Consider the following 23,242-nt stretch of genomic DNA (forward strand, 5'->3'; position numbering starts at 1 on the left):
GCGAAGCCGTTTCTCAGGTCTTATCCCGGCCGCAGCCACCGTCCGCCGCATAGGCGTTGATGATCCCTGGCAGTAGCCCGGGAAAGCGCGCCTCGATCTCCTCCCAGCGGGAATGATTGCGCACCTCGACGCCGTGCCGCTCGCTACGGATCAAGCCTGCCTCGCGCAGAACCTTGAAGTGGTTGGACAGCGAGGATTTCGGGATCACCCGGTCCCCGACCGCCGCCACGGCGGAACAGGCCTCGACACAGCCCGCCTGCATGATCTTGGCGAAGATCGCCGCCCGGCTCGGATCGGCGAGGGCGTGCAGGATCGCGTCCGGTCGCACGTCCTCGATGGCGGGGTGAAGCAGTGGTCTCATCTTTCAGCCATATGGGGTCTTGAACTACGGTCCGTTAGTTCCAAATTTCCGAACTATGGGACGATGACCGCGACATCGCGGCTGCCCCCTGTCGGAGTTAGCACACATGTCGAAGCTTGAGGGCAAGGTCGCCGTCGTGACCGGAGCATCGAAGGGCATCGGTGCGGGAATCGCCAAGGCGCTGGCGAAAGAAGGTTCCGCCGTCGTGGTGAACTACGCCTCCAGCCGGGAGGGCGCCGACGCCGTGGTGGCAGCCATCGCCTCCGCCGGCGGCCGTGCCGTGGCGGTGCGGGGGGACGTGTCGAAGGCGTCCGAGGCGCAGGGGGTGATCGATGCGGCGGTGAAGGAGTTCGGCCGGCTCGACGTGCTGGTCAACAATTCCGGCATCTACGAATTCGCGGCGATCGAGGACGTGACCGAAGCGCATTACCGCCGGCAGTTCGACATCAACGTCCTCGGCATGCTGCTGACGACCCAGGCGGCCGTAAAGCATCTCGGCGAAGGCGGCAGCATCGTGAACATCTCCTCGGCGATCACGCACGTGAACACGCCGAGCGCGGCGGCCTATGCCGGCACCAAGGGCGCGGTGAATGCCATCTCGGGCGTGCTCGCCAATGAACTGGCCCCGCGCAAGATCCGCGTGAACATGGTGAGCCCCGGCTTCGTCGTCACCGAGGGTACGCACACGGCCGGCGTCGTCGGGTCCGACATGGAGACCGGCCTCGTCGCGATGACGCCCCTCGGCCGCGCCGGCCACCCCGACGACATCGCGGGGGTCGTGACGTTCCTCGCCTCCGACGATGCCCGCTGGCTCACCGGGGAGAACATCACCGCCAGCGGCGGCATCCGCTGACGCGGGAGGCTGCCCCGCCTCAGGCGGTGGTGGACAGCCAATCGCAGAACGCCCGGACGGCGGCGTGCTCGGCGCGCGCCTCCGGGATGTAGGTGTGGTAGCTCCGCGCCGGCAGCGCGGGGCCCGCGAAAGGCAGCATCAGCCGGCCCGCCGCCACGTCGTCCGCGATCAAGCGTTCCGGGCCCATCGCCACGCCCAGCCCGTCGAGCGCCGCTTGGAGCGTCAGGTAGAAGTGCTCCAGCGTCACCGAGGCCTGCGGTTGGAGGTTCGGCACGCCGGCCGCCTGCAGCCATTGCGGCCAGACCTCGGTCAGCGTCGCCGCGTGCAGGAGTGTGTGCCTCGTCAGATCCCGGGGCTCCTCCAGCGGCCCATGCTGCCGCAGCGCGGGGCTGCACACGGGGATGCGCCGTTCGGTGAGGAATTGCCGCCCGACGAAACCCGGCCGCGTCTCGGGGCCGCCCCGGATGGCGACATCGAACGGCTCGATGATGTGCGCGAGCGGGACGTTCGAGGTCGTCAGCCGGATCTCGATTAGCGGATTCGCGCGCTGAAAGGCCGACAGACGGGGGATGAGCCAGCGCAGGGTGAAGGTGGCCAGCGCGTTCACGTGCAGCACATGCGATTGGCTGCGCTCCATCTGGCGGGCGGTCGCGAGGGCCATCCGGTCGAGGGCCGCGCCGATCTCCAGGAGATAGCCGCGCCCCGCCTCCGTGAGGACGACGCGCCGGTTGTGCCGCTCGAACAGGAGGATGCCGAGCCACGCCTCCAGCGTCTGGATGTGCCGGCTGACCGCGCCGTGGGTCACGCGCAGCTCTTCCGCCGCCAGCGTGAAGCTTCCATGGCGACCGGCCGCCTCGAAGGCCTTCAGCGCGTTAAGCGGCGGCAGGCGGCGATGCATGCGTCAGCTTTCCTCACGTGAGCGTCAGCATAAGGCGTTTGTCGGGCCCTGAGGAGATGGGCATCCTCGCGGGCATGATCACCGACAGCCGGACACTGCCCTCCGCTCGGAGCGAGCAAGCCGACGCCGCAGCGGATGGGCGGCGCTCCCTCGTCGTCGTCGGCGTGAACCACGCCCTCCACGATGGCTACACCGACATGATCTACGTGCTGCTGCCGGTCTGGCAGGCGGAGTTCGGGCTCGGGTACGTCGCCCTCGCGGTGCTGCGTTCCCTCTATGTCGGGGCGCTGGCCGGGCTGCAGATGCCGTCCGCCGCGCTCGCGGACCGGTTCGGCGTGCGAACGGTGCTTGCCCTCGGCACGCTGCTCGGTGCCGGCGGCTATGCCCTGGCGGGCGCCTCCGGCGGATTGATCGGCCTGTGCTGCGCCCTCGCCCTCTCCGGCGCCGGCAGCAGCACGCAGCATCCGCTCGCCTCCTCCGTCATCGCCCGCGCCTACGGCGCGGCGGCACGCGGGCCGTTGGGCACCTACAATTTCACGGGCGATCTCGGGAAGGCGGCGCTGCCGCCCCTCGTCGGCTTCCTGTTGGTCCGCACCGATTGGCGGCCGGTCCTGTGGCTCGTCGCTGGCGCCGGCTTGGTCGTCGCAGTTGTCGTCGCCTGCCTGCTCCCGCGTGAGCCGGCTTCGCGCGTCACCGCGTCCGCGAAGACGGCCTCCCCCGTCCCGACCCGTGCGTCCGATCCGACGGGCTTCCGCCTCCTCGTGGCCATCGGGATGCTCGACAACGCCGCGCGCCCGGCCTTCCTCATCTACCTGCCGTTCCTGCTTCAGGCGAAGGGGGCGGGGCTGTCCCTGGTCGGCATCGCCTTCGCACTCGTCGCCATCGGCGGTGCCCTGGGCAAGGCCGTGTTCGGGCGTCTGGGCGAGCGGTTCGGCGTGACGCGCAGCGTGATCCTCACGGAGGCCGGCACGGCGGTGGCGATCCTCGCCGTCGTCCTCCTGCCCCTCGCTCCGGCGCTCGCGGTGCTGCCGCTGCTCGGGCTGATGCTGAACGGCACGTCGTCCGTGCTCTACGGGACGGTGCCGGATCTGGCGCCTGCAGGTCAGGTCGAGCGCGCCTTCGCGATCTTCTACACCTGGACGCTGGGCGGGAGCGCCTTGGCGACGCCGTTGCTCTACGGCCCGTTGGGCGACATCGTCGGGCCGGGCTGGGCCGCGATGGCCGCCGCCGCAACGGCCGCGATGGTCGTTCCGCTGATGCTTTGCCTCTCCCCTCGCCTCACGGACCCCTCAACGCAGGAAACGCCATGACCAGCCGAACCGGGCAATGCCATTGCGGCGCGGTGAAGTTCGAGGTGACACTCGCCGAGGGATTCAGCACCATCCGCCGCTGCACCTGCTCCTATTGCCGGATGCGCGGCGCGGTCGTTGCCTCGGCGGCGATGGGAAGCATCCGCTTCACGCGGGGTGAGGAGTCGCTGACCAGCTACCGGTTCAACACTGGAACGGCGCAGCATTTCTTCTGCTCACGCTGCGGGATCTACACGCACCACCAGCGCCGATCGAACCCACACCTGTACGGCGTGAACGTCGCCTGCCTCGATGGCGTCAGCCCGTTCGATTTCGCGGAGGTTCCGGTGGTGGATGGCGTCAATCACCCGAGCGACACCGGGCAGGCGACCCGACGTGTCGGCACGCTGCGCTTCGATCCGGCTGTCGAAGAGAGATGAGGGGAAAAGGTGGGCCCCAGGGCCGAAGCCCTGGGTTCTGTTTCTACGGCTGCCCTGCCGCAAGATGCTTACGCCGCGAGGCGGGCATCCATGACAACGTTATCGTTGGCATTTAGAGTTTTGGTCAGGTGCCCGGAACAGGGGTTGCCTGCGCCAGACCGGTCGAGTCCTTACCGAAAGTCGCATCTTATCCTGCCGAAACAGGGTAGAACTCGCGATCCCTTTACCGTCCAGTCGATCCTGTTTCGCCCCCAGCAGAAGCACCCTGGCAGCGAGCGGCCCGCAATGTCGGACGCTCGCTCTACCCCCTCCGATAGCTGGGGCAGGATGCTTATGGTGGAGGCGCCGGGTACCGCCCCCGGGTCCTGAAACGTTATTACGAACCGGTCGTCAACCTCACCGCCAATATAAGCGCTGTGAGGCCGTGGGTCCATTCCCCAAGCAAGAATTTGAGCGAAGCCAGCGCAGCTACGAGGCGGCGTCGATGGCGAACTCCATCCCGCGTCCGGGGCCCTGATCGCTATAATCCGCGAGCCTGAGGCCGCGCTCGGCTAGCGTCTCCTCGACGATCGCGCGCTCCTTGCGGATCATCAGTCCGACGGCTTGCGGCGTGAGGCGCGGATTGACGGCCTTCAGGCGGTCGACGCCGATGGCGGACGGCGTGCCATCCCCCTCCGCGAGACGCGCGAGGGCCAAGCCTAGATCCCGCGCCTTCGTTTCCGACGCCGACCGTCGTGCGAATGCCATGGCTCAAACCTCGGCGGAGTGTTGCAGCGCGCGCGAATCGGAGGTCAGCGGGAAGTAAGGCTGGCTGACAAGGATGGTGGGCGGTGACGGGCTCGAACCGCCGACCCTCTCCGTGTAAACGGGATGGGTGCACCCCGCAAGAGGGTTCAGGAGGCGTCAAGTCGTTGTTTTTGTTGACCGACCCTCTCTGTGATAACGTCATGGAATCGCACGGGGGTGCAATTTCGCTCGCCGTTTGCACCCCGTATGCACCCCGAGATTCCGTGAGAGGGTCGCCTAAATGCCCCGTCGCGCCGACCGCGAGAACGTCGTCTCCCTGAGCCGGAAAGTCCTCCCCCGGCTTGTTCTCGAACCTCACCAGGGCGAGCGGGTGTGGTGGGACGCGGACCTTGCGGGATTCGGCTACAGGCTTCGCGGCGACCGCGCGACCTATGTGATCCGTCCCCCGCGTATCGGAGGAAAGTCGAGCCTTTTCACGATCGGCGCTGCCGATGTTCTCGATGTGAACGCCGCCAGGAATGCCGCACGGGAGCGTTTGGCCGAGGTGATGAACGGGCATGACATCCGCGCCCCTCGCCGCCAGGAACGGGTCGAAAGCCCCGCCTCTGCCCCCGCTGTGCTCAACCTCGGTGAAGTGCTGACGGACTACGTGCGTGATGCGGAAACTCGGATGCGGCCCAAGTCACTGGCCAACCTCTCCACGCATGTTCGCGTCCATTTTGCCGCACTTCGTGACAAGCCGCTCGTCGGACTGACTCGTGCCGAGGTCGCCGCAACGATCCGGGCCGTCACAGAATCTTCGGGTCCTCAGGCTGCACTCCGCGCTCGCCGCACCCTGGCGACGATCTATGCGTGGGCCATTGGCGAAGGGCTGGCCGAATTCTCCCCTGTTGCAGGAACCAACGCACCGGCCAGGGATGTGCGCCGAGACCGGGTTCTGACACCCGATGAACTAGTGGCGGTTTGGCGTGCCTGCCCGGCCGATGGGGACTTCAATCGGATTGTCCGGCTCCTCATCCTCACGGGGCAGCGGCGTGACGAGGTTGCCGGTATGCGTTGGGACGAGATCGATCTCGACGCGGCGACGTGGCGAATCCCCGGCACCCGCACCAAGAACAAGCGGAATCACACGGTTCACCTGAGCCACCCTGCCCTGGATATCTTGGGAGGGATCGGACGAACCGAGGAGCGGCCGTTCGCGTTCGGCTCCGGCGAGGGTCCGTTCTCAGGGTTCTCCCGTTCCAAGGCGCGTCTCGACGGGCAGCTCGCGCACATCCGGGAGCCCTGGCGTCTCCACGATCTTCGCCGTTCTGCCTGCACGGGCATGGCCGATATCGGCGTTCTCCCGCACGTGATCGAACACGTTGTGAATCATCTCTCCGGCTATCGCGCCGGTATCGTGGGGATCTACCAGCGCCAGGAGTACCGGGTCGAAACCCGCGACGCGCTGGACCGGTGGGGCGCCCATGTCCTCGCCCTCGCCGGTGTGTAAGGATGTCGCACTATCGCCGATCCATTTCGATGCATGCAATGGAAGCGATGCCTGCTACAGAGCGCACCGACCTGGACATAACCCAGAAATCATACAGATCTTGCATTGGTCGAAACGCGCAAGATACCCGCGAACATTGACGCGGACATGAAGCAAGATGATGTTCCTCGCACTCAATAGCGAGGACATGATGAATCACAGCCCGCCCCGGACTCTTCTTACTGCGAGGGACGCCGCACGCGCCCTCTCGGTCAGCCGCTCCACCCTGGAAAGGATGGTCGCCGCCGGCAAGCTCCCGCCGCCGGTTCGCATTTCTGACCGTCGTATCGGCTTCCGCGTCGCCGACATCGAAGCCTTTGGCGCCCCGGCGACTCCGCGCTCTCACCGTGGCGGGAGGGTCTGACCATGGCGAACGAGGTGACCTTCGATTCGGTTTTCGAACTCATCGCGGCTGCCGTCGATGACGCGCGTGGTGACTCCCTCGTCGGCGGAATGAGGATTCGCGAAGCTCTTGCCGCTGACCCTGCCTTCCGCGCTGCGGTCGCCGCCGCGCTTGTCGATGACGCGGTGATGCGCATCGCCGAAGATATCGAGCGTGATCTTTATCCGAGGAAACGCGCGGTCGCCTTCTGATCGCAATCTGAAACGGCGCCGAGGGCTGCACTCCCCCGACGCCGCCCTGGCCGCGCACAAGCGCCGCCGCACCCGCATTCCGAGAAAATGCCGATGACTTCGAAGCGTACCACCGCGCCCGCGTTGACGCACCCTTCCCCTATGCCTGCCATCGCCCCGGATCACGAGACCGGCCCGACGATGAGCACGGTGGAAATCGCTGAGAGGACGGGCAAGCTGCACAAGAATGTCCTCCGCGACTGCCGAAGGATGCTGAAGGCCCTCGATCTCGATGCGCTCACTTTTGAGCGCACCTACACGAACGATGCCGGTGCCGCCGCAACCTGTTACATCCTCCCCGAGCGCGAAATTCTGATCCTGACTTCGGGATATTCCATCGCCCTCCGCGCCAAGGTGGTTGATCGCCTCCGCGAGCTGGAAGCCGCGTCTCGTCCTGCCCCTGCGATCCCCGCCACTTATGCCGACGCGCTACGCCTCGCCGCCGAACAGGCTGAAACGGTTGAGCGACAGGCCGCCCTCATTGAGTCGCAGCGCCCTGCCGTCGCTGTCGTGGCGCGAATCACCGCGTCGTCGGCCTCCCTGTCGATTACGGAAGCTGCCAAGGCGATGAAGTTGCAGCCGAAGCGCCTCTTCGGCGTCCTGGCCGAGAGAGGAATGATCTTTCGCAGGGGCGTCAATGGGCGCTGGCAGGCCAGCCAACGCGCGCTCGAACAGGGCATTCTGGAACACGACTCCTTTCCGGTCGCCACGTCTGCCGGTCCCGCTGAGGCGTACTCGGTCAAGGTCACGACCAAGGGCTTTGCGCGGATCACTGCGATGCTTGCCGGAGTTCAGCTCGACCTTGGCATTGAGGGGGCGCGAGATGATCTTGCCTAGCTTCCTCACCCTCACGTCCGCCGAGACCGCCGCGCTCGCCAACTGCACCATCACCGGATCGGAACTCTACGCCGCAGTGGATCGATACCGCAGACAGGCGCGGGCTTGGTCTTTCGGCCGGATGCGCGGTGCGCCTGACAGCATGTACGTTCTCACCGGCTTGGGATGGACCGAATACCTCGGACTCGTCGCGGATGCGCGGGCGGTTCTGTTCTCTCCTTATGTCTCGCCGGAGTCTGCCGTGGCGGCCGGCGCGGCGGGTGCTGCGCTCCATGATGCGCTGCGCACCCTGTACCTCCTCGACGCGAGTAGGAGCACCGCTGCCCTCGCCCAGGTCGATGCTCTGGCCGGGGGTGCGTCTAATGGCTGACGCTCCCTCCGACGACATGCTCACAACCCTCTTGATCGAAGCGCTCGACGGCGATGACGAGGTGCGGCGGGTGATGATGGTCGCTCTGGCGATGATGGGCTCCCCGACGATCACAGCCGAGGACCGAGACCGCCTCCGCAGGGAGGGACTTCCGCCTGTTTTTCGGCTCTAACGAATTATCGGCGAATTATCCGGGCGTCGAGACCTTACCGCCAGGAACGATGTAGACCTCAAGACGGTACATCACAGAACCGCAAAGTTGACATTTGGCGGCTTTTAGGGTACTCTACAGGCTATCATCGCAACAATCTGCACGTCGAGCCGCCCTCGCATCGTTGGGGCGGTTTTCCGCGTGTTTTTCTCGTCAATTACAGGATAAATCACCCATGTCAGCTAATAGCCGGGGTGCCGGCAGCCGGTATACGAAGTATGTGAAAGTCAACCTGCCGCCTAACGTCCATGAAGAACTTGACGCCCTTGCCGCCGCCTCGATGCTTGGCACTGGAACGTTTGTTCGGTCGCTCATCCTCTCTCATCTGGCAAAGGTCGAAGCGGCGAAGTCTGAGAAGGTAAAGCCGTGAAGCGCTGCCGAAATGCCGCCAACACTTCGCTTAACGTAAAGATGACCGTGACGCTTCCTGTTGAAGTGTATCAAGACCTTGCGGCTCTTGCGTCCTGTGCTGGCACCAGTGCCGCCACCCGTGCTGCCCGTCTCATCGAGCATCATCTGCGCGCCCTCCACGCCGAGGTGAAGCGTGATCCCCAAAATTACCGATTGGATGCCTGATTATGGCAACACACTATGAGGTCGAGGCGCTGAAAGCCGCCCTGGCCACCGCCGAAGCTGAGCTTTCGTCCATCCGCTCAGAGCGAAACAACGTGGACATCAGAGCCGAGGTTGAGCGTCGCGGCGGTACGGATCACGAAGCCGTCGCCGCCCTTCTCACCCGGCACACCCGCCGAAACAACGACGGGATGCTCTGCGCGGTAGACGAGAACGGGGAGTTTCGGTTCGGCAATGGGCATGGCGCCTATATGCCCGTGACTGAGCTTCTGGACGAACTGTCGAGCAAGCATCCCGATCTCTTTTCTGGCAAGGACAAGAGCGCGGGTAAGTCATCGCACGTCGGACCTAACCCCTTTGCCAAGGGATCGCTCAACGTCACCCAACAGATGATCCTTTACCGCGAGCAACCTGAGCTTGCGGAACACCTTGAATACCTCGCCAGCGTCGGGAAGAACTAGCCATGTCTCGCCATACTGACAACGGCTGGTTTGCCAGGGAGCGCGCCGCCAAGGCCCGACTCGAAGCCGGCATCTCGGATCGCCTCCGCGAGAATATGAAGGCCGCCGATGATCTCCACCGCCAGGATCGCGCCGACGTTGAGGCCCACAAGGCGATCATGGAAGAGAAGCGTCGGACCACCCTCTGCGGATGCCCGGCCTGTTCCGGCACTGGTGAGGTAACCGAGGATGAGTCGGCGTTCATCTCGTCGGCTCTGGCATACTATCGCTCGAAGAACCTCGCCGCCGATCCTGTGTATCTACAGAGGCACATGATCCTCCCCCGCCCCGTCCGCGCCGATGCGCCCGTGATGCCAGCGAGCGAGACCGCCACCGCCGAGGAGACCGCTGCACTGGCCGAGCTGGAGCGCGTCGAGACCCCGAAGAAGCCCAAGGTCCGGCATACCCCGCCGCCGTTTCTCGCGGACGAGTGAGAACACCGGGGGCCGCCGATCCACTCCACCTTCATGGGAGAGAGAAACCCATAGAGGCACTATCCCTGCCAGGACGGCGATCACGGCTTCGGCTCGATCACGTAGAAGACGATCACGCCTCCAGCTCGACGCTGACGACGATCTCGTTGACCGGAAAGCTTGGGGAGCTTGTCTCTACCTCTCGACAAAAAAGCCATTTAATTTGTCTGCATCACTAGACGACTGCGGACGACGAAAAGGCCCCCGTCCGTATAGGAGGGAGCCTCAGGGCATCGTCGGGTCCTTGAGGGGCGCCTGTCGGTGCCCTTCATCATGATGTGGCGGTGATGGTGCTGCCGTTCAAGCCGCTTTTCGCTGGAGAACGCGGTGGACCTGCACGGCCGACCACGATCCGCCCCGCGCGGTGCTGACGTTCCTCACGTTCAGCTCTTCTGCGATGTCCTTTAGGGTGGTGAAGCCCTGGCCACGCATCGCCTCGATGAGCGGGATCACGTTCCGGGCGAAGGCGTCGGCGTCGGCCTTGACGGTCGCCACGCCCTTGGCCCCGGCCTCGGACAGGTTGGTGCGGTTCCCGAGGATCGCCCCGTTCTTCTTTTTCTTGGCCAGGGCATCGTGTGTGCGGGCCGATATGAGAGCGCGCTCCTTCTCTGCGACCGAGGCGTACATATGCAGGACGAAGGGGTCCACATCGGGTCCCAGTTCGGCGACGATGAACCGAACCTTCCTCGACATGAGCCCGGAGATAAACGCCACATCACGGGAAAGCCTGTCGAGCTTGGCCACGATCACCGGGCAACGGAGCTTGCGCGCCCTGGCCAGAGCCCTGGCGAGCTGAGGCCGCGTTTCCAGGGCGTCCGCACCCTTGCCGCCACCGATCTCCTCGAATTCCTCGGCGACGCTGTAGCCATGGGCCTGCACGAAAGCGGCGATGGCTTCACGCTGCGCACCAAGGCCGAGGCCAGAGCGCCCCTGCCGATCCGTGGACACCCGCACGTAGACGACGATCGGGGAGCGAAGGTCCAGCATCTTGTCGGTGGTGGCGGTCATGGCCGGCTCCGGGTCTCGATACACAATCTCATATGACCGTTTGGGTTTGTGAATCAAGCGGGAAATCGAGGGTCGGACAGACTTTCTCTAGGTCGCCAGGGTTTTCGCAGTGCACAAGCATTTATAGTGGCAATCGAAACCGCGCGCTTGGCAATAGTCGTGCCAAATCATGACCCCCAACCCTCTTTTTTGTGGGAGCATAGGGGGGTAGGCGGCTGACCCATATATGCCGCTAATCAATTTTTGTTCGTCTTTTCCGACGAGCTGACCTTCACCACCCCGAACAACTGAGCCGTCACCGCGCCCCATGAGCCGCGTGTTGCTGACGCTTGCCCAAATCCTGGAAGAGATATCGTGTCGGACGACAAACTTGATCTGAAGCTTAACCTCGACGTAGACGTTCACAATGCCGAGAAAGCCAAGGCTCTTCGAGAGGAGCTTGCCCGGATCGATGCTGAACTCACGGCAATCGGCAAACACACCAACGATAGCCTGAAAGCCCTCGGTTCCATGGCCAGGGCCGTTACAGGCCTGCGATCTAAGGGCTCTGCCAGTGATGCCGGAGCCCGCGCCGCCGTCGAGGGTGAGCGCGACCTGTATGCCGAACTACGCAAACGGTTCGCGTTCGAGCGCAGGATGGCATCGCAGAGAAAGGCCGAGGAGTCGGAGTCCGCCCGCGCCGCCCGCGAGGAAGCCCGCGAAGTCGAGCGCCGCTTCCGGGAGCAGATGGCTTTCAACACAAGGATCGCCGCCCAACGTGCCGCTGAAGAGCGAGCTGCGGAAACCGCGATCCAGCGAGAAGTCCGAGAGACTGGGCGGATGCGCGATCGGGAGGCCAGAAAGGCGATCTCGGATGCCCGTGCCCTACGGCGGGAACAAGAAAAGGCTGCAACGCAAATCCGCACTGGCGCCGGGCAGGTTCGTGCCGGTGCTGGCCGTGCCGTCGCCGTAGGTGGAACCGCCGCCGCTGCATCGGTCTACGCCGCGAACCGCACCGTCGCAGCTCTGACTCGTAGCGGAGTCGATCTCGACAAGGCGCTCAACGCAAACACGCGCTTGTCCGGGCTCTCGCCCAAGGACGCCGACGCCAAGGGGAAAAATCTCGTCAAACAGGCGGCTCCGATCGCCCGTCAGCTCGGCATTCGGACAAGCGAATACTTGTCCGCCCGTGCAGAAGCGCTTCAGGCGGGCGTCGACGAAGCGCTCGTGGATGCGGTCACAGAATTCGGCAGTAAGTATGCTCGCTTGAATGATATCAATCCCTCCGAAGTCATGGAGTCGAGCGGTTACGGTATCACCGCGCTCGGCGCCTTCGGTAAGCTCAGTGCCGACAAGATCAAGCAGCTCTTCAACCTCCAGCAACATCTTGCCGCCACCACCGCTGCATCGCGAACCGGCCTGAGTTCCTTTGTTCGACGCGGGCTCAGTGCTGGCGCTGCCGCCGGTTTCAGCCTTGAGGATACTCTTGCATTCGGCGGTGCGGCCACGTCATCCGGCGCGGATGGTGAGTCAGCCTCTCGCATGTTGTCCAGCGTCACCGAACGACTCGCGTCTATGCCGACGCGCGCTGCCGGAATTTCCAGGAAGAAACATAAGTCGCCGAAAGACTATCTCATCATGCAGCTTCCCCGGAAGCTCGGTTTCGGAAGTTGGAAGGCACTGAAGGAAGGCCTTTCCAAGGATGCCGCCGGAACGATGGAAGGCATTTACGAAGGTCTGGCGGCGATCACAGATCCACGCGCTCGACTCGAAGCATCCGAAGAGATTTTTGGGAAGGAATTTGGAAGCGTTCACGCTGGTATGGCAGTCGGTCACCGCTTCCGTGACATGCGCAAGTCTGTCAGATCGAAGGAAGCTGGCAACGCAATCGACTCTGGCATGTCAATCAGAAGCGGAAGCTTCGATTTCATTATGGATCAAATCGGTTCGACCGTCCAAAGCCTGAAGGATGGGCTTGGAATGGTGCTGAAACCCTTCTGGTCGGACCTTCGGGATTGGGCGATTCAGACTCCCAAGGCGTTCGAGTCCTTCGACATCGCCTTCAAATCGGGAATCACGGGCTTCCTCACCGGCTTAGGTTCACCCGATGGCACGATGAGCGGACTTCTGCGGACGTGGCTGGGTGATCCAGGCCAATTTCAGATGAATGCCAGGGCCGTGGGTGATTTCGCCAAGGGCGTGGGCCAGGGCATTCGGGACATCGGCTCAGCGATCCGGTCATTCGTGGGCCTGTTCGCCGGGCAGAACGCTTCTCCCGAAGAGTTGGGGAAGTGGTCCGCCCGCATCCTTGGTCTGAGCGCCGCGCTCCTCGTCGCCGCTCCGGCTGTGGCGGTGTTGGGCGGGCTGGCGACGGCGATAGGGGGCTTCACCACGGCTGTGCTCGGTGCGTGGCGGCTCATGAAGGCCGCAGGGTTGGTTGGTGCAACAGGTGCCGGAGCAGCCCCTGCGGTGGCAGGGGCGGGCATCGTCGGCCGGATGGCGGCGTTCCTCAGCCGGTTCGCCCCGGCGATGGCGATGCCGCTCACAACCGACGCCTCGAAAGAGGACAAAGACAAGCTGATGCGGCGTCTCGGCGCCTACGCCTTGGAAATCGAGAAGCAACGTAAGGCCACCGACAAAAACACAGAGGCTGTCGAGGAAGGTGCGAAGATTCAGAAGCAATCTTTCCAAGACGAAAGCTTCAAATCCCTAATCCACAAAGCCTCGATCACCACGGGCGAGACGGTCACAGAGTCGATCCGCTCGACGGCTCGCACAGCCCTGAGCGGCGTCGTCGGCGGTGGTGGCGATGGGCCGGCGATCAATTCGTCCACCCCTGGAGGTTCACTCGGACATGGCCTAACCGGGATGCGTCGGCGAGGAATCATCGGAGGCGGTGGCGGGCAGGCCAGTTCCGGCGGTTCGCGCGCTTGGAGAAATCGGAATCCCGGTAACATCAAATTCGGGCAGTTTGCACAGTCTCAAGGTGCAACGGGAGCCGATGACAAAGGGTTTGCTGTTTTCCCGTCGTATGAAGCGGGGATAAAGGCGCAGGAAAATCTCTTGTTCAACAGCAAGAGTTATTCTGGTCTGACGATCGCTGAAGCAATTCGGAAATGGGCGCCCGGATCGGATGGGAACAACCCGGAAAGCTACGCCGCTGACCTCGCTAGGTCTGCCGGAGTCGGCGTCGATACACCCTTGTCCTCGCTCTCAGCCGACCAACGCTCCCGGCTGCTAGACGCCCAACAGCGCCGTGAGGGGTGGAGCGAAGGCTCAACCGCAACTCGCATCGCAGGGTCTGGCACCTACCGGGGCGTCAATGACGATATCCGGGGCTCGGCCAACTTCATGAAGGGCCAGTACGGCGGCGTTGGCCAGAACCTAACGACGATTACCACGGCAAGCGGGAAGCGGCTCACCGTCAACGCGGCGGCGGCCGATTCCTTCCGTGGCTTCGTGGACGAGTTGGAGTCGACCGGATACAAGGTCAAATCGCTGTTTGGCTTCAATGCCCGACGCATTCGTGGCGGCTCTGGATGGTCACAGCACGCTTACGGCAATGCTATTGACATCAATCCGGCCGAGAACCCTATGGGATACGGTCCGCTGAAGACCGACTTGCCGAACAACGTGTCGGACATGGCGGCAAAATATGGTCTGACATGGGGTGGCGACTGGAAAAGACGGAAGGATGCGATGCATTTCGAGTGGGCGGGACGCTCACCCGATCTTGCTGGAGGGCAAACCGCACCATCGGCCGGTCTCGGCGCCGATGGCAAGGTTCCCCTGAGGAACGAGGGCGTGAATAACCTGATACGCAACAACTCGGCTGGCGGCCCTGGCGGTTCAGGCTCACCGAAGATCGATATCCACGTCAACGGCGCCCATCACACACCTGAAGAACTGGCTAATACAGTCCAGCGCAAGATCCAGGAGTCCATGAACCGTCGTACGCACGACTACGACACGTTCGCATAGGCCGAAATACTAGTAAACGCATGGCTCTACCGGATCGATCGGTGCGCCATGCGTTTGAGGGCGCTTCTTCAGGGAAAGTCCGCCGCAAGTCTCTACCAGAGATCACACTTTTTCTGGAATACTTCGCCACCCATTCAGGGAATGACACCAAGTAAAAACGCGCACGCGAAGGCAAACCGGCAGGCATCACCCGTCGAGTTGCGATTCTGAGGTGTCTACGTTACGATATCGGCGTCATTCGGTTGCAGCCAAATGGCCAACGAAACGATGCGGAAGGTCCAACCGCATTTCGATAAATGAAAGGACGCCCCGGCGCCGCTCTTTCACAAGGTGAGCGACGCCAGGGCGAAGACACTCTAGCGAATGCCTTATACCAAATCCGCCGAATCGCCGCAAGTCGCGGCTCGCGTCAACGCGTCTAAGTCCGCCACGCGCACACCCGTCAACAATCTACGCCTCTCTGATATCGGAAAGCTTATCGAGGGACGCCACGGCTTCATCTGCACGGATCGGGAATGGGCGCGCCGCTACTTCTTCGCTGCGCTGCCTCACCTGATTGTCTCGCGGACGCGGTGGCTCGACGCGGTGCGCGATTGGGTCTGCGCCTACAGCGCAATCCTCCTCGTGGAACACGGGGGTGACTGGATCGATGAACAGGCTCGTCGGTGCCACGCGAAGTCTCGAAAGACGCCTCGCCAGGACAAACTCTGCCGCCTCCTCGCCGTCCAGGCCGACGAAATCGACGCCTACGGGCTGGAGACCCTGACCGCCGCCAACGAATCCGCCAAGGCCCGCGACGAGAAGGATCGGGCGCGGCGGAAGAAGTACCGGCAGGACAAGCGTGCTGCAGATCCGAATCACACACCGCGTTCTCAGAGCAAGGCTGCGAAAGCCCGCTCTGATGGAACGACCTACGACGCCATTTACGCCAAGAACCGGCGAGAGCGGATCAAGGCAGAGGCGGCAGGCAATGGCGATGCACAGCAACACGTAACCACGAACGACGGGGTTTCGGCCCCCACTGAAAACAAGATCTCTCGGCCTATTGCACAGCAACACGTAACCGAAACGACGGGGTTTCGGCCCCCACAATACCGTTCATGCCGCGACGGGGTTTCGGCCCCCACAACAAAGAACCACACGCACCAAAGCGAACACCCGTAAATCCGCGAGCCAACCATCGACGTGAACGTGGATCGCGACTTCTGAGGGTGGAGCGCGGACCCCCACGCTGTCCTTGCCAAGGAATTGGTAATGGCCGGACCTGAGCCCCACTCACCAACCGCATTAGCGCGGATGGCCGGGCTCCTCTCTCCCAAAGGAATGACTGAGGCCAGAGCCGAGGCGGGGGCGCGAGCGATCCCTCAGGCCGCACCGATCATGCCGCGAGCCACCGAGTGGCCAGTCACCAATCCCTGGCCAGGATTTTTATGGCTAAGCTCAGACCTAAATTCTTGCGATCCACCCTTATCACGGGCGCGGAAGTCCAGCGGGCATCGCGTGTACATGGTAGACTACATCCTCAACGAAGAAGGAGTCCGAAATGCTTATCAGGATGATCAATGTCCCCGACCAGAAATCGCAAACTCGCGGGCCGTGAGACTGTACGAGCCCCGTATTCGACCCCTGCCGGTGAAATCCTTTACACGAGATTTTCTGCGGCTGATCCCGCGAAGAACCGTTGGGCGTCCTACAACGTCGGCTTGCGGCTGAACGCTGAGGACACCGACGCCTTCGAGGAGGCCGCGTGGACTTTGTTCCGGTCGCGCTTCCCCGAGTACGATGGCATTCTCGGCCTTCCGGTTCGTGCTCATGAGGACGGTCGGGGACGATACATCAAGGCCAGGACCAATCCGCCGCCGCGTGTGATCGATGCTTACGGCCGCGCTCTCCCGCCTACGGACCAGCACTCGCATGGCCTCTTGGTGGGATGGTTCTACGCCTACCTGAACGCCGAGCGCGCTGGCGTTTCGTTTTTCATCAATACCCTCGTCGCCTTCCCCGAGCCTGACGCGTTTCCACACCCGGTCTCGCCTTCTTTCTGGGAAGCGTGACATGCCAAATCACGATGAACTCGTCCGGCGCAAAGCGATCCGGGCCGAGGCCGCGCGCCGCCGCCGTGCCGCTGAGGGTGCGACACCCCGCGATGCGTCCCAGGCTGCCGTACTCCGGCGATCGGGGGTCAATGCTAATACCTTCTACTCGCGCGCCTATCGTCGGAAGCTTCGTGGCGACGAGGCCCTGCCGACCGTCGAGATGATCGCGCCCGCTGTCGAGCCGCAACGCCCGCCGGAGCCGACGCCGATCACCATCGAGGCCGCACGCCTCATCCGCAGGGTTCAGCACCTGCCGGGTGGACGCGACCCCGCCCTGCACGAGGCCCTGGCCCGTCTATCCGCCAACGTCAGTGCCGCCCGTGATGCGTGGGCCGCCGTAGACGCCGAGCTGGCCGCGCTCCTCGCCGCCGACGATCCCCCTACCTACCACTGAGCCTCCCTATGCCATCCTGCAAGCCTGCTAGCCGTCCTGGCGCTTTTCGACCCGCTGCTCAGATCGCCGCTACGCTTCTCAGAGAGGCAACGCCCAAGAGGCAGCGTGTCCCGCGCCGTCCCGTACCAGCGGTCGAACTGCACGAAGTCCGCGTCCTCACCGTGCGTCACACCGCCGGATCGCCGGTCGCCACGGTGGCCGTCAGCCAATCGGACGCGATCCGCATCACGGTTGCTGCCCGCGAATTCACTTGTCGTGGCAAGCGAAAGGCTGACGCGGACGCGGTTATGCCGATCACCGCAACCGACGACGGGCTGGTCCTCGCCGTCCATCTCGACGCTGCGCCGGACGGCCTTATCCCTGGAGCGGTGTTGCGTGTTCTCCGCGTCGGCTTCGGGATCGATACGGCGTCCGACGAGACCCCCGCCGTGATCGCCGTTACTGAGAAGGTGATCCTGGCCGAGGCCGAGATCATCGCGGTTCCGGTGACTCTCGCACCCGCCACCGTCACGGGCGGATTGACCGATGCCGACGTGGGGTTGCCTGCAGACCCGGTTGCGCAACTCCGCGCCGAGACCTTTCTGAAGGCTGCTATCGCTTACCGGATGCGGGAGGAGGAACGAGCCCGTCAGCTCGCCCGCGCCGCTGCCCTAGCCGTCCCTGCGAACGTGCCGGTTATGCACGTCGAGGTGCCCGACGAGGCGATGTTGCTGATCGATCCGACCGACCGGCTTTCGCCTGAGGATACCGCGATCCTGGCCGAGCTGCGCCGCCTCGCAGGCCGTCCGCGTGGCGGTGATCGGAGCACTGCCGTTTCGTGATTTTCGGGGGCATCCCCCCCGAAATTAGGGACCGAGTCGACACACGTTCCCCATCCCCGAACGGGCGAGGAAACTCGGTGGGGGCCCCCGAAAAGTCGCTGTGGCGACGGGGCTACACCAGATGATCCCAAACGTTTCAGCCACGCTTGCGTTCCAGGCTTCTCAGTTGGCTCAGGGAGGCCGACGAGACCTTCCGAGCTGCCGAGCACTTGGGAAGGCCTCGTACCGCTGTGCGGCTCGCTGTGAGCGTCACAGGATGAATCGCAGAGAATCCACCATTACCCGCCGCTTACAGTCACCCTCAACGGTCGCCGGCACCCTCAACATCCCCCTGGCAAGGCATCCCGCCTCAAGCCACACAACCCACGTTACGATCATGACCCACGAAGACGACAAGCTCCCCGCCCTTCCCATGCGCTCGGTCTCGACTCAGTTGACGGACGAAGACCTCGACCGCCTCGACTTGTTCCGTCGTTCGCAGGAAGACCTTCCGTCTCGAAGCTCGATCCTGCGGGATGCCGTCCGCCTCTACCTCGACCTTCAGGATGAGCCGCACATCGTCATCGCCGCCATCCTGGACGGACTTGCGGTGATTCACGGGGCCAACGAGACTTTGGAAGATCCGATCGGCGAACCAAGGGGCTGCGCATAATCATACTACGAAGGAGGAGATATTCGGTTCGAGATCTCCACAATTCGATCCCTTAGAGAGATAAATCCAGCCATCGAACGATAGATTGCTTTAGAATCTATAGCGAACTCATCATACCTAAGTCGGTCTCGCGAATACCAAGGAGGGGCAAGAAATGATCTCATTTGAGGCCATATTGCGCCACTCGCATCTCTATTTTCAATGGAATATACCGGTATGTCGACTCTAGTTCCATGGGCTATTTGATGTCTAGAAATTGAACTAGATTCAATATCTCTTATCAGAAGCCCAATATCACCCTCTAATTGCTGATTAGGCTTGCGTATGAAGTAGCTGTCTAAGGCCTTCCTCAGCAATTCGATGCGCTGGCTGTAGATGCGACCTTCTCTACCAAAGTCTTGCATAGAATTTATCTGCCGAGGCTTATCGATGAAAATTGTATAAAGTATTGCTATCTGCTCTTCCAATTGCTCCCAGGCCGTGAGTGCTGCGCCGACTGATGTCCACGTTATTACAGGATTGTCATCACCGTCTGCCTGCATGGCCGCTTCCACCTATTTCTAGATTGCGCGAGTCTTGTGATGAGCTGAGGGGTTGCCTGTTCTGCCGTTAAGGACCTATTGGCCGATCTTATGAGCGGGGTTGGGGGAGGCGCTTAAACGGACCTGTCGGCCGACGGGGGCGGATTATTCGACCCAGGAAAATGGGTCTCAGCGACCTCAGGGAGAACGAAGCCCTTGCGCTGAGCGAGCCTTAGAACGATCAAGCCGCATAAGTTCGTTGCCTCGGCGGCGAGCTGACCAATCACCGCTTCCGTATTTGTCATGATGCCGTGAACGATGCCGCTGCGAATCCCATAGATGCGGTCCCACTCCCCCATGAGGTGAAGCAGATCGAGGCGGGTGAGCAAACGCTTCACGCCCTGGCGTAGGCCAATGCGATGTCCCCGCGTCACCATGTCGGCAACTTCGTTTCGCTCCGCGTCACTGAGACCCGGATCGAATCGTGCGGAAGCGGCGAGGCGCTGTCGCAGAGCGTTTTGAGCTGCGCTCCATTCAGCATCCTGGCCGAGAGCTTCGACCGCAGAGATTGCGAGGACAAGCTTCGCCAAAGGCTGCCGATTGATAAGGGCTTGGTTGAGAAGGCGTAGGGCGTTAGCCGCTTGCTGCTCGATCTTGTCGGCAGTTTCCGCCGCACATTCCAGTGCCCTAAGGAATTCCTCGACGCTCGTGTGAACGGTCAGTGTCGCTTGGCCTGACGGGAAACGGATGTTCGGGTCATCCTCCAACACCACCAGTCCATGCACGTTTGTGTGCGTGCGCTCGTGCGGCTGAATCAGGCCTATCGACCGAGCGAAATTGGTGTCCATCCACGGGCCCGACCGATCGTTTCCGAGATCGACGCCGAGGGCGCAGCAAACGCTGGCAGCGCTGACCGCCTGTTTCAGACGGGTGCCGAAGTCGCTCGCTTCCGCTTCGGTTTGGAAGCCATGCGATCGGAGCACGATCCATTCAGACTCGGCGAACGGCCTATCCGTCCCGAGCGCAGATCGAATCGTGACTGTCCGTCCTGCGATTTCGACAGTCCGCGTCAAATCTGGCGTGCCGAGGTTCTTCGCCAAGCGGAGACGAAGGCGCACCTGGAACATCACGCCACCCCCCCATTTGCACCCCGTATGCACCCCGGCCTCGTTTCTCGGGGTGCAGCGATCCGGAAGCACTAAGCTAAATCGCTGAAATCATTAGGGTTTCTGGTGGGCGGTGACGGGCTCGAACCGCCGACCCTCTCCGTGTAAAGGAGACGCTCTACCAACTGAGCTAACCGCCCGCAGCGGTGGTCGATACGGCATTGCCGGGCGTCTAGGCAAGGGCAGCCGCCTCCACGCCCGGCTTATGAAAAAGCCCGGAGCGGTGGGGCTCCGGGCTGTTTCGGTTTTAGTGGGCGATGAAGGCTGCGCCTTCCTCGTCCGGGCGGGCGGCCGGCTTCACGGGCGGGAGTGGCTCGTCCCACTCGATCGGCTCGGGCTTGCTCAGCAACGCCCGCTCCAGCACCTGATCCATCCGCGAGACCGGAACGATCTCGAGACCGTTCTTCACGCTGTCGGGCACCTCGGCGATGTCCTTGGCGTTCTCCTCGGGGATCAGTACCGTCTTGATGCCGCCGCGCAGCGCGGCGAGCAGCTTCTCCTTCAGGCCGCCGATCGGCAGCACCCGGCCACGCAGGGTCACCTCACCAGTCATCGCGATGTCGCGGCGAACCGGGATGCCCGTCAGGGTCGAGACGATGGCGGTGGCCATCGCGATGCCAGCGGACGGTCCGTCCTTCGGCGTCGCGCCTTCCGGCACGTGGACATGGATGTCGCGACGCTCGAAGAGCGGCGGCTCGATGCCGAAATCGAGGGCCCGCGAGCGGACGTAGGACGCCGCCGCAGAGATCGACTCCTTCATCACATCCTTCAAGTTGCCCGTGACCGTCATCTTGCCCTTGCCGGGCATCATGACGCCCTCGATCGTCAGCAACTCGCCGCCGACCTCGGTCCAGGCCAGACCCGTCACCACACCGACCTGATCGTCCGCGTCGATCTCGCCGTAGCGGAACTTCGGCGGGCCGAGGAAGGTCGGCAGGTTGTCCTCGGTCGCGTTCACCGACTTCGCCTTGGTGATCAGGATCTCCTTCACCGCCTTGCGGGCGAGGTTGGAGATTTCCCGCTCCAGGTTGCGGACACCGGCTTCCCGCGTGTAGCGACGCACCAGCATCATCAGCCCGTCATCGGTGATCGACCACTCCTTCTTGTCGAGGCCATGCTTCTTCATGGCGCTCGGAATCAGGTGCTTGCGGGCGATCTCGACCTTCTCTTCCTCGGTGTAGCCGGCGATGCGGATGATCTCCATCCGGTCCATCAGCGGCGCCGGAATGTTGAGCGTATTCGCCGTCGTCACGAACATCACGTTCGACAGGTCGTAATCGACCTCGAGGTAATGGTCGTTGAACGTCGAGTTCTGCTCGGGATCCAGCACCTCCAAGAGGGCCGCCGACGGGTCGCCGCGGAAGTCCATGCCCATCTTGTCGATCTCGTCGAGCAGGATGAGCGGGTTGGACGTCTTCGCTTTCCGCATCGACTGGACGATCTTGCCGGGCATCGAGCCGATATAGGTCCGGCGGTGGCCACGGATCTCGGCCTCGTCCCGCACGCCGCCCAGCGACATGCGCACGAACTCACGCCCGGTCGCTTTGGCGATGGACTTGCCAAGCGAGGTCTTGCCGACACCGGGAGGACCGACGAGGCACAGGATCGGACCGGTGAGCTTGTTCGCCCGCTGCTGCACGGCGAGGTACTCGACGATCCGCTCCTTGACCTTGTCGAGGCCGAAGTGATCCTCGTCCAGCAGCGCCTGCGCGCCGAGGAGGTCCTTCTTGATCTTCGAGCGCTTGCCCCACGGGATGCCGAGCATCCAATCGAGGTAGTTGCGCACGACGGTCGCCTCGGCGGACATCGGCGACATCTGGCGCAGCTTCTTCAGCTCGGCCGTCGCCTTCTCGCGGGCTTCCTTCGAGAGCTTGGTCTTCTCGATCTTCTCCTCGAGTTCGGCCAGCTCGTCGCGGCCATCCTCGGAGTCGCCCAACTCCTTCTGGATCGCCTTCATCTGCTCGTTGAGGTAGTACTCGCGCTGCGTCTTCTCCATCTGCCGCTTGACGCGGGTGCGGATGCGCTTCTCCACCTGCAGCACGGAGATCTCGCTCTCCATTAGCGACAGCACCTTCTCCAGGCGCTGGGCGACGGTGGGCGTCTCCAGGATGCCCTGCTTGTCGGCGATCTTGACGAGCAGGTGCGAGCCGATCGTGTCGGCGAGCTTGGACGGCTCGTCGATCTGCGTGACGGCGGAGACGACCTCCGGGGAGATCTTCTTGTTCAGCTTGACGTAGTTTTCGAACTCCGAGAGCACCGAGCGCGCAAGGGCTTCGGCCTCGACCTGATCGCCGAGCTCGTCATGGAGCGCGAGCGCGGTCGCCTCGTAATACTCGTCCGAGCGGGTGAAGTTCGCGATCTTGGCGCGGCCGACACCCTCGACCAGCACCTTCACGGTGCCATCGGGCAGCTTCAGAAGCTGGAGGACGCTGGCCAGCGTGCCGATCTTGTAGATCGCGTCGGTCGCCGGATCATCGTCACCCGCGTTGATCTGCGTGGCGAGGAGGATGTGGCGGTCGGAGCGGACGGCCTCTTCGAGCGCACGGATCGACTTCTCGCGCCCTACGAAGAGCGGCACGATCATATGCGGAAAGACGACGATGTCGCGCAGGGGAAGGACGGCATAAGAGCCCGTCGAGCCCGGAATGACCGGCTGGCGCGATTTCGACTGGGTCATATCGGAAACCTCATCAGGAATGCCGGACAGAACGCCCCTCCGCAGACGGAGCAAGCACGCTGCCACGGCCGACCGGGCCGCGAGGGTCTTATTGGGGAGATTGAGCGGCTGGTGACGCGGTACCGTACCTCTAAGGAGCGTACGGCCACTGCGCTGAGCCTGAGATGATGACGCCCCGGACGCCTTTCAAGGAGAACGGGACAGCGCAGCCCGGCACTACAACGCCGGGCT

23 protein-coding genes, 1 tRNA gene and 1 other RNA gene are annotated in these 23,242 nt (G+C 63.2%); 16 read left to right on the plus strand and 9 right to left on the minus strand.

Going from position 1 to position 23,242, the window contains the following annotated elements; translation table 11 throughout:
* Positions 1-13 precede the first annotated feature (13 nt).
* Complete coding sequence (locus AAHF99_RS09780) at positions 14-361, minus strand: ArsR/SmtB family transcription factor (protein ID WP_342164047.1); 348 nt, start codon at positions 359-361, stop codon at positions 14-16.
* Between the two features lie 106 nt (positions 362-467).
* Between AAHF99_RS09780 and AAHF99_RS09785 the strand changes: the two genes are divergently transcribed.
* Positions 468-1,214 (plus strand): glucose 1-dehydrogenase, encoded by a 747-nt coding sequence (locus AAHF99_RS09785; protein ID WP_342164048.1) that lies wholly within the window; start codon positions 468-470, stop codon positions 1,212-1,214.
* 19 nt (positions 1,215-1,233) lie between these two features.
* Here AAHF99_RS09785 and gcvA read toward each other — a convergent pair whose 3' ends face one another.
* Positions 1,234-2,112, minus strand: a complete 879-nt coding sequence (gene gcvA, locus AAHF99_RS09790; protein ID WP_342164049.1) for a transcriptional regulator GcvA — start codon at positions 2,110-2,112, stop codon at positions 1,234-1,236.
* 56 nt (positions 2,113-2,168) lie between these two features.
* On the opposite strand from gcvA, the gene AAHF99_RS09795 reads away from it, so the two are divergent.
* Together AAHF99_RS09795 and AAHF99_RS09800 are read left to right on the plus strand one after the other, a co-directional pair.
* Positions 2,169-3,422, plus strand: coding sequence for an MFS transporter (locus AAHF99_RS09795; RefSeq protein ID WP_342164050.1), 1,254 nt, complete (start codon positions 2,169-2,171; stop codon positions 3,420-3,422).
* A complete protein-coding gene (locus AAHF99_RS09800) occupies positions 3,419-3,841 on the plus strand; it encodes a GFA family protein (protein ID WP_342164051.1) in 423 nt (140 codons plus the stop codon). The genes AAHF99_RS09795 and AAHF99_RS09800 overlap by 4 nt, the downstream gene beginning before the upstream one ends.
* Before the next feature lie 215 nt (positions 3,842-4,056).
* On the opposite strand, the gene ssrA is transcribed toward AAHF99_RS09800, so the two are convergent.
* Positions 4,057-4,227: a transfer-messenger RNA gene (gene ssrA / locus AAHF99_RS27270) on the minus strand.
* A gap of 82 nt (positions 4,228-4,309) precedes the next feature.
* Positions 4,310-4,588: an adenylosuccinate synthase gene (locus AAHF99_RS09810; RefSeq protein WP_342164053.1), complete on the minus strand. Its 279-nt coding sequence runs from the start codon at positions 4,586-4,588 to the stop codon at positions 4,310-4,312.
* A gap of 280 nt (positions 4,589-4,868) precedes the next feature.
* On the opposite strand from AAHF99_RS09810, the gene AAHF99_RS09815 reads away from it, so the two are divergent.
* The 5 genes from AAHF99_RS09815 to AAHF99_RS09830 all read left to right on the plus strand — a co-directional run bounded on the left by AAHF99_RS09815 (position 4,869) and on the right by AAHF99_RS09830 (position 7,959).
* Complete coding sequence (locus tag AAHF99_RS09815; protein WP_342164055.1) at positions 4,869-6,080, plus strand: tyrosine-type recombinase/integrase; 1,212 nt, start codon at positions 4,869-4,871, stop codon at positions 6,078-6,080.
* Between the two features lie 190 nt (positions 6,081-6,270).
* Positions 6,271-6,483, plus strand: coding sequence for a helix-turn-helix transcriptional regulator (locus AAHF99_RS27190; protein WP_412759866.1), 213 nt, complete (start codon positions 6,271-6,273; stop codon positions 6,481-6,483).
* A 2-nt stretch (positions 6,484-6,485) separates the two neighbouring features.
* Complete coding sequence (locus AAHF99_RS09820; RefSeq protein ID WP_342164056.1) at positions 6,486-6,713, plus strand: hypothetical protein; 228 nt, start codon at positions 6,486-6,488, stop codon at positions 6,711-6,713.
* A 141-nt stretch (positions 6,714-6,854) separates the two neighbouring features.
* Positions 6,855-7,589 carry a Rha family transcriptional regulator gene (locus AAHF99_RS09825; protein WP_342164057.1) on the plus strand — a complete coding sequence of 245 codons (735 nt, stop codon included), beginning with the start codon at positions 6,855-6,857 and terminating at the stop codon, positions 7,587-7,589.
* Positions 7,576-7,959, plus strand: a complete 384-nt coding sequence (locus AAHF99_RS09830; RefSeq protein ID WP_342164058.1) for a hypothetical protein — start codon at positions 7,576-7,578, stop codon at positions 7,957-7,959. The genes AAHF99_RS09825 and AAHF99_RS09830 overlap by 14 nt, the downstream gene beginning before the upstream one ends.
* Before the next feature lie 532 nt (positions 7,960-8,491).
* Here AAHF99_RS09830 and AAHF99_RS09835 read toward each other — a convergent pair.
* Positions 8,492-8,686: a hypothetical protein gene (locus AAHF99_RS09835; protein WP_342164059.1), complete on the minus strand. Its 195-nt coding sequence runs from the start codon at positions 8,684-8,686 to the stop codon at positions 8,492-8,494.
* Positions 8,687-8,748: 62 nt separating this feature from the next.
* Between AAHF99_RS09835 and AAHF99_RS09840 the strand changes: the two genes are divergently transcribed.
* Together AAHF99_RS09840 and AAHF99_RS09845 are read left to right on the plus strand one after the other, a co-directional pair.
* Positions 8,749-9,204 carry a hypothetical protein gene (locus AAHF99_RS09840; protein WP_342164060.1) on the plus strand — a complete coding sequence of 152 codons (456 nt, stop codon included), beginning with the start codon at positions 8,749-8,751 and terminating at the stop codon, positions 9,202-9,204.
* Positions 9,205-9,299: 95 nt separating this feature from the next.
* Entirely contained in the window at positions 9,300-9,677 is a 378-nt protein-coding gene (locus AAHF99_RS09845; RefSeq protein WP_342164062.1) for a hypothetical protein, read from the plus strand.
* 339 nt (positions 9,678-10,016) lie between these two features.
* On the opposite strand, the gene AAHF99_RS09850 is transcribed toward AAHF99_RS09845, so the two are convergent.
* The gene (locus AAHF99_RS09850; RefSeq protein ID WP_342164063.1) at positions 10,017-10,724 is read right to left on the minus strand and encodes a recombinase family protein; all 708 of its coding nucleotides are present in this window, start codon (positions 10,722-10,724) and stop codon (positions 10,017-10,019) included.
* 354 nt (positions 10,725-11,078) lie between these two features.
* On the opposite strand from AAHF99_RS09850, the gene AAHF99_RS09855 reads away from it, so the two are divergent.
* From AAHF99_RS09855 to AAHF99_RS09880, 6 genes are all read left to right on the plus strand, one after another.
* The gene (locus AAHF99_RS09855; RefSeq protein WP_342164065.1) at positions 11,079-14,684 is read left to right on the plus strand and encodes a phage tail tape measure protein; all 3,606 of its coding nucleotides are present in this window, start codon (positions 11,079-11,081) and stop codon (positions 14,682-14,684) included.
* 363 nt (positions 14,685-15,047) lie between these two features.
* The gene (locus tag AAHF99_RS09860; RefSeq protein WP_342164066.1) at positions 15,048-15,848 is read left to right on the plus strand and encodes a hypothetical protein; all 801 of its coding nucleotides are present in this window, start codon (positions 15,048-15,050) and stop codon (positions 15,846-15,848) included.
* 398 nt (positions 15,849-16,246) lie between these two features.
* Positions 16,247-16,738, plus strand: a complete 492-nt coding sequence (locus tag AAHF99_RS09865; protein ID WP_342164067.1) for a hypothetical protein — start codon at positions 16,247-16,249, stop codon at positions 16,736-16,738.
* 1 nt (position 16,739) lies between these two features.
* Entirely contained in the window at positions 16,740-17,174 is a 435-nt protein-coding gene (locus AAHF99_RS09870) for a hypothetical protein (protein WP_342164068.1), read from the plus strand.
* Between the two features lie 161 nt (positions 17,175-17,335).
* Positions 17,336-17,995, plus strand: coding sequence for a hypothetical protein (locus AAHF99_RS09875; protein WP_342164070.1), 660 nt, complete (start codon positions 17,336-17,338; stop codon positions 17,993-17,995).
* A 376-nt stretch (positions 17,996-18,371) separates the two neighbouring features.
* Positions 18,372-18,647, plus strand: coding sequence for a ribbon-helix-helix protein, CopG family (locus AAHF99_RS09880; RefSeq protein ID WP_342164071.1), 276 nt, complete (start codon positions 18,372-18,374; stop codon positions 18,645-18,647).
* A 655-nt stretch (positions 18,648-19,302) separates the two neighbouring features.
* Here the strand turns inward: AAHF99_RS09880 and AAHF99_RS09885 are convergent.
* The 3 genes from AAHF99_RS09885 to lon form a co-directional block, all read right to left on the minus strand.
* Positions 19,303-20,295 carry a hypothetical protein gene (locus tag AAHF99_RS09885; protein WP_342164072.1) on the minus strand — a complete coding sequence of 331 codons (993 nt, stop codon included), beginning with the start codon at positions 20,293-20,295 and terminating at the stop codon, positions 19,303-19,305.
* Between the two features lie 103 nt (positions 20,296-20,398).
* A tRNA-Val gene (locus AAHF99_RS09890) sits at positions 20,399-20,474 on the minus strand.
* 107 nt (positions 20,475-20,581) lie between these two features.
* A complete protein-coding gene (gene lon / locus AAHF99_RS09895; RefSeq protein WP_243952697.1) occupies positions 20,582-23,011 on the minus strand; it encodes an endopeptidase La in 2,430 nt (809 codons plus the stop codon).
* Between the last annotated feature and the right edge of the window lie 231 nt (positions 23,012-23,242).

The sequence above is a fragment of the Methylobacterium litchii genome (genome assembly GCF_038442315.1).
Classification (GTDB): domain Bacteria; phylum Pseudomonadota; class Alphaproteobacteria; order Rhizobiales; family Beijerinckiaceae; genus Methylobacterium; species Methylobacterium litchii.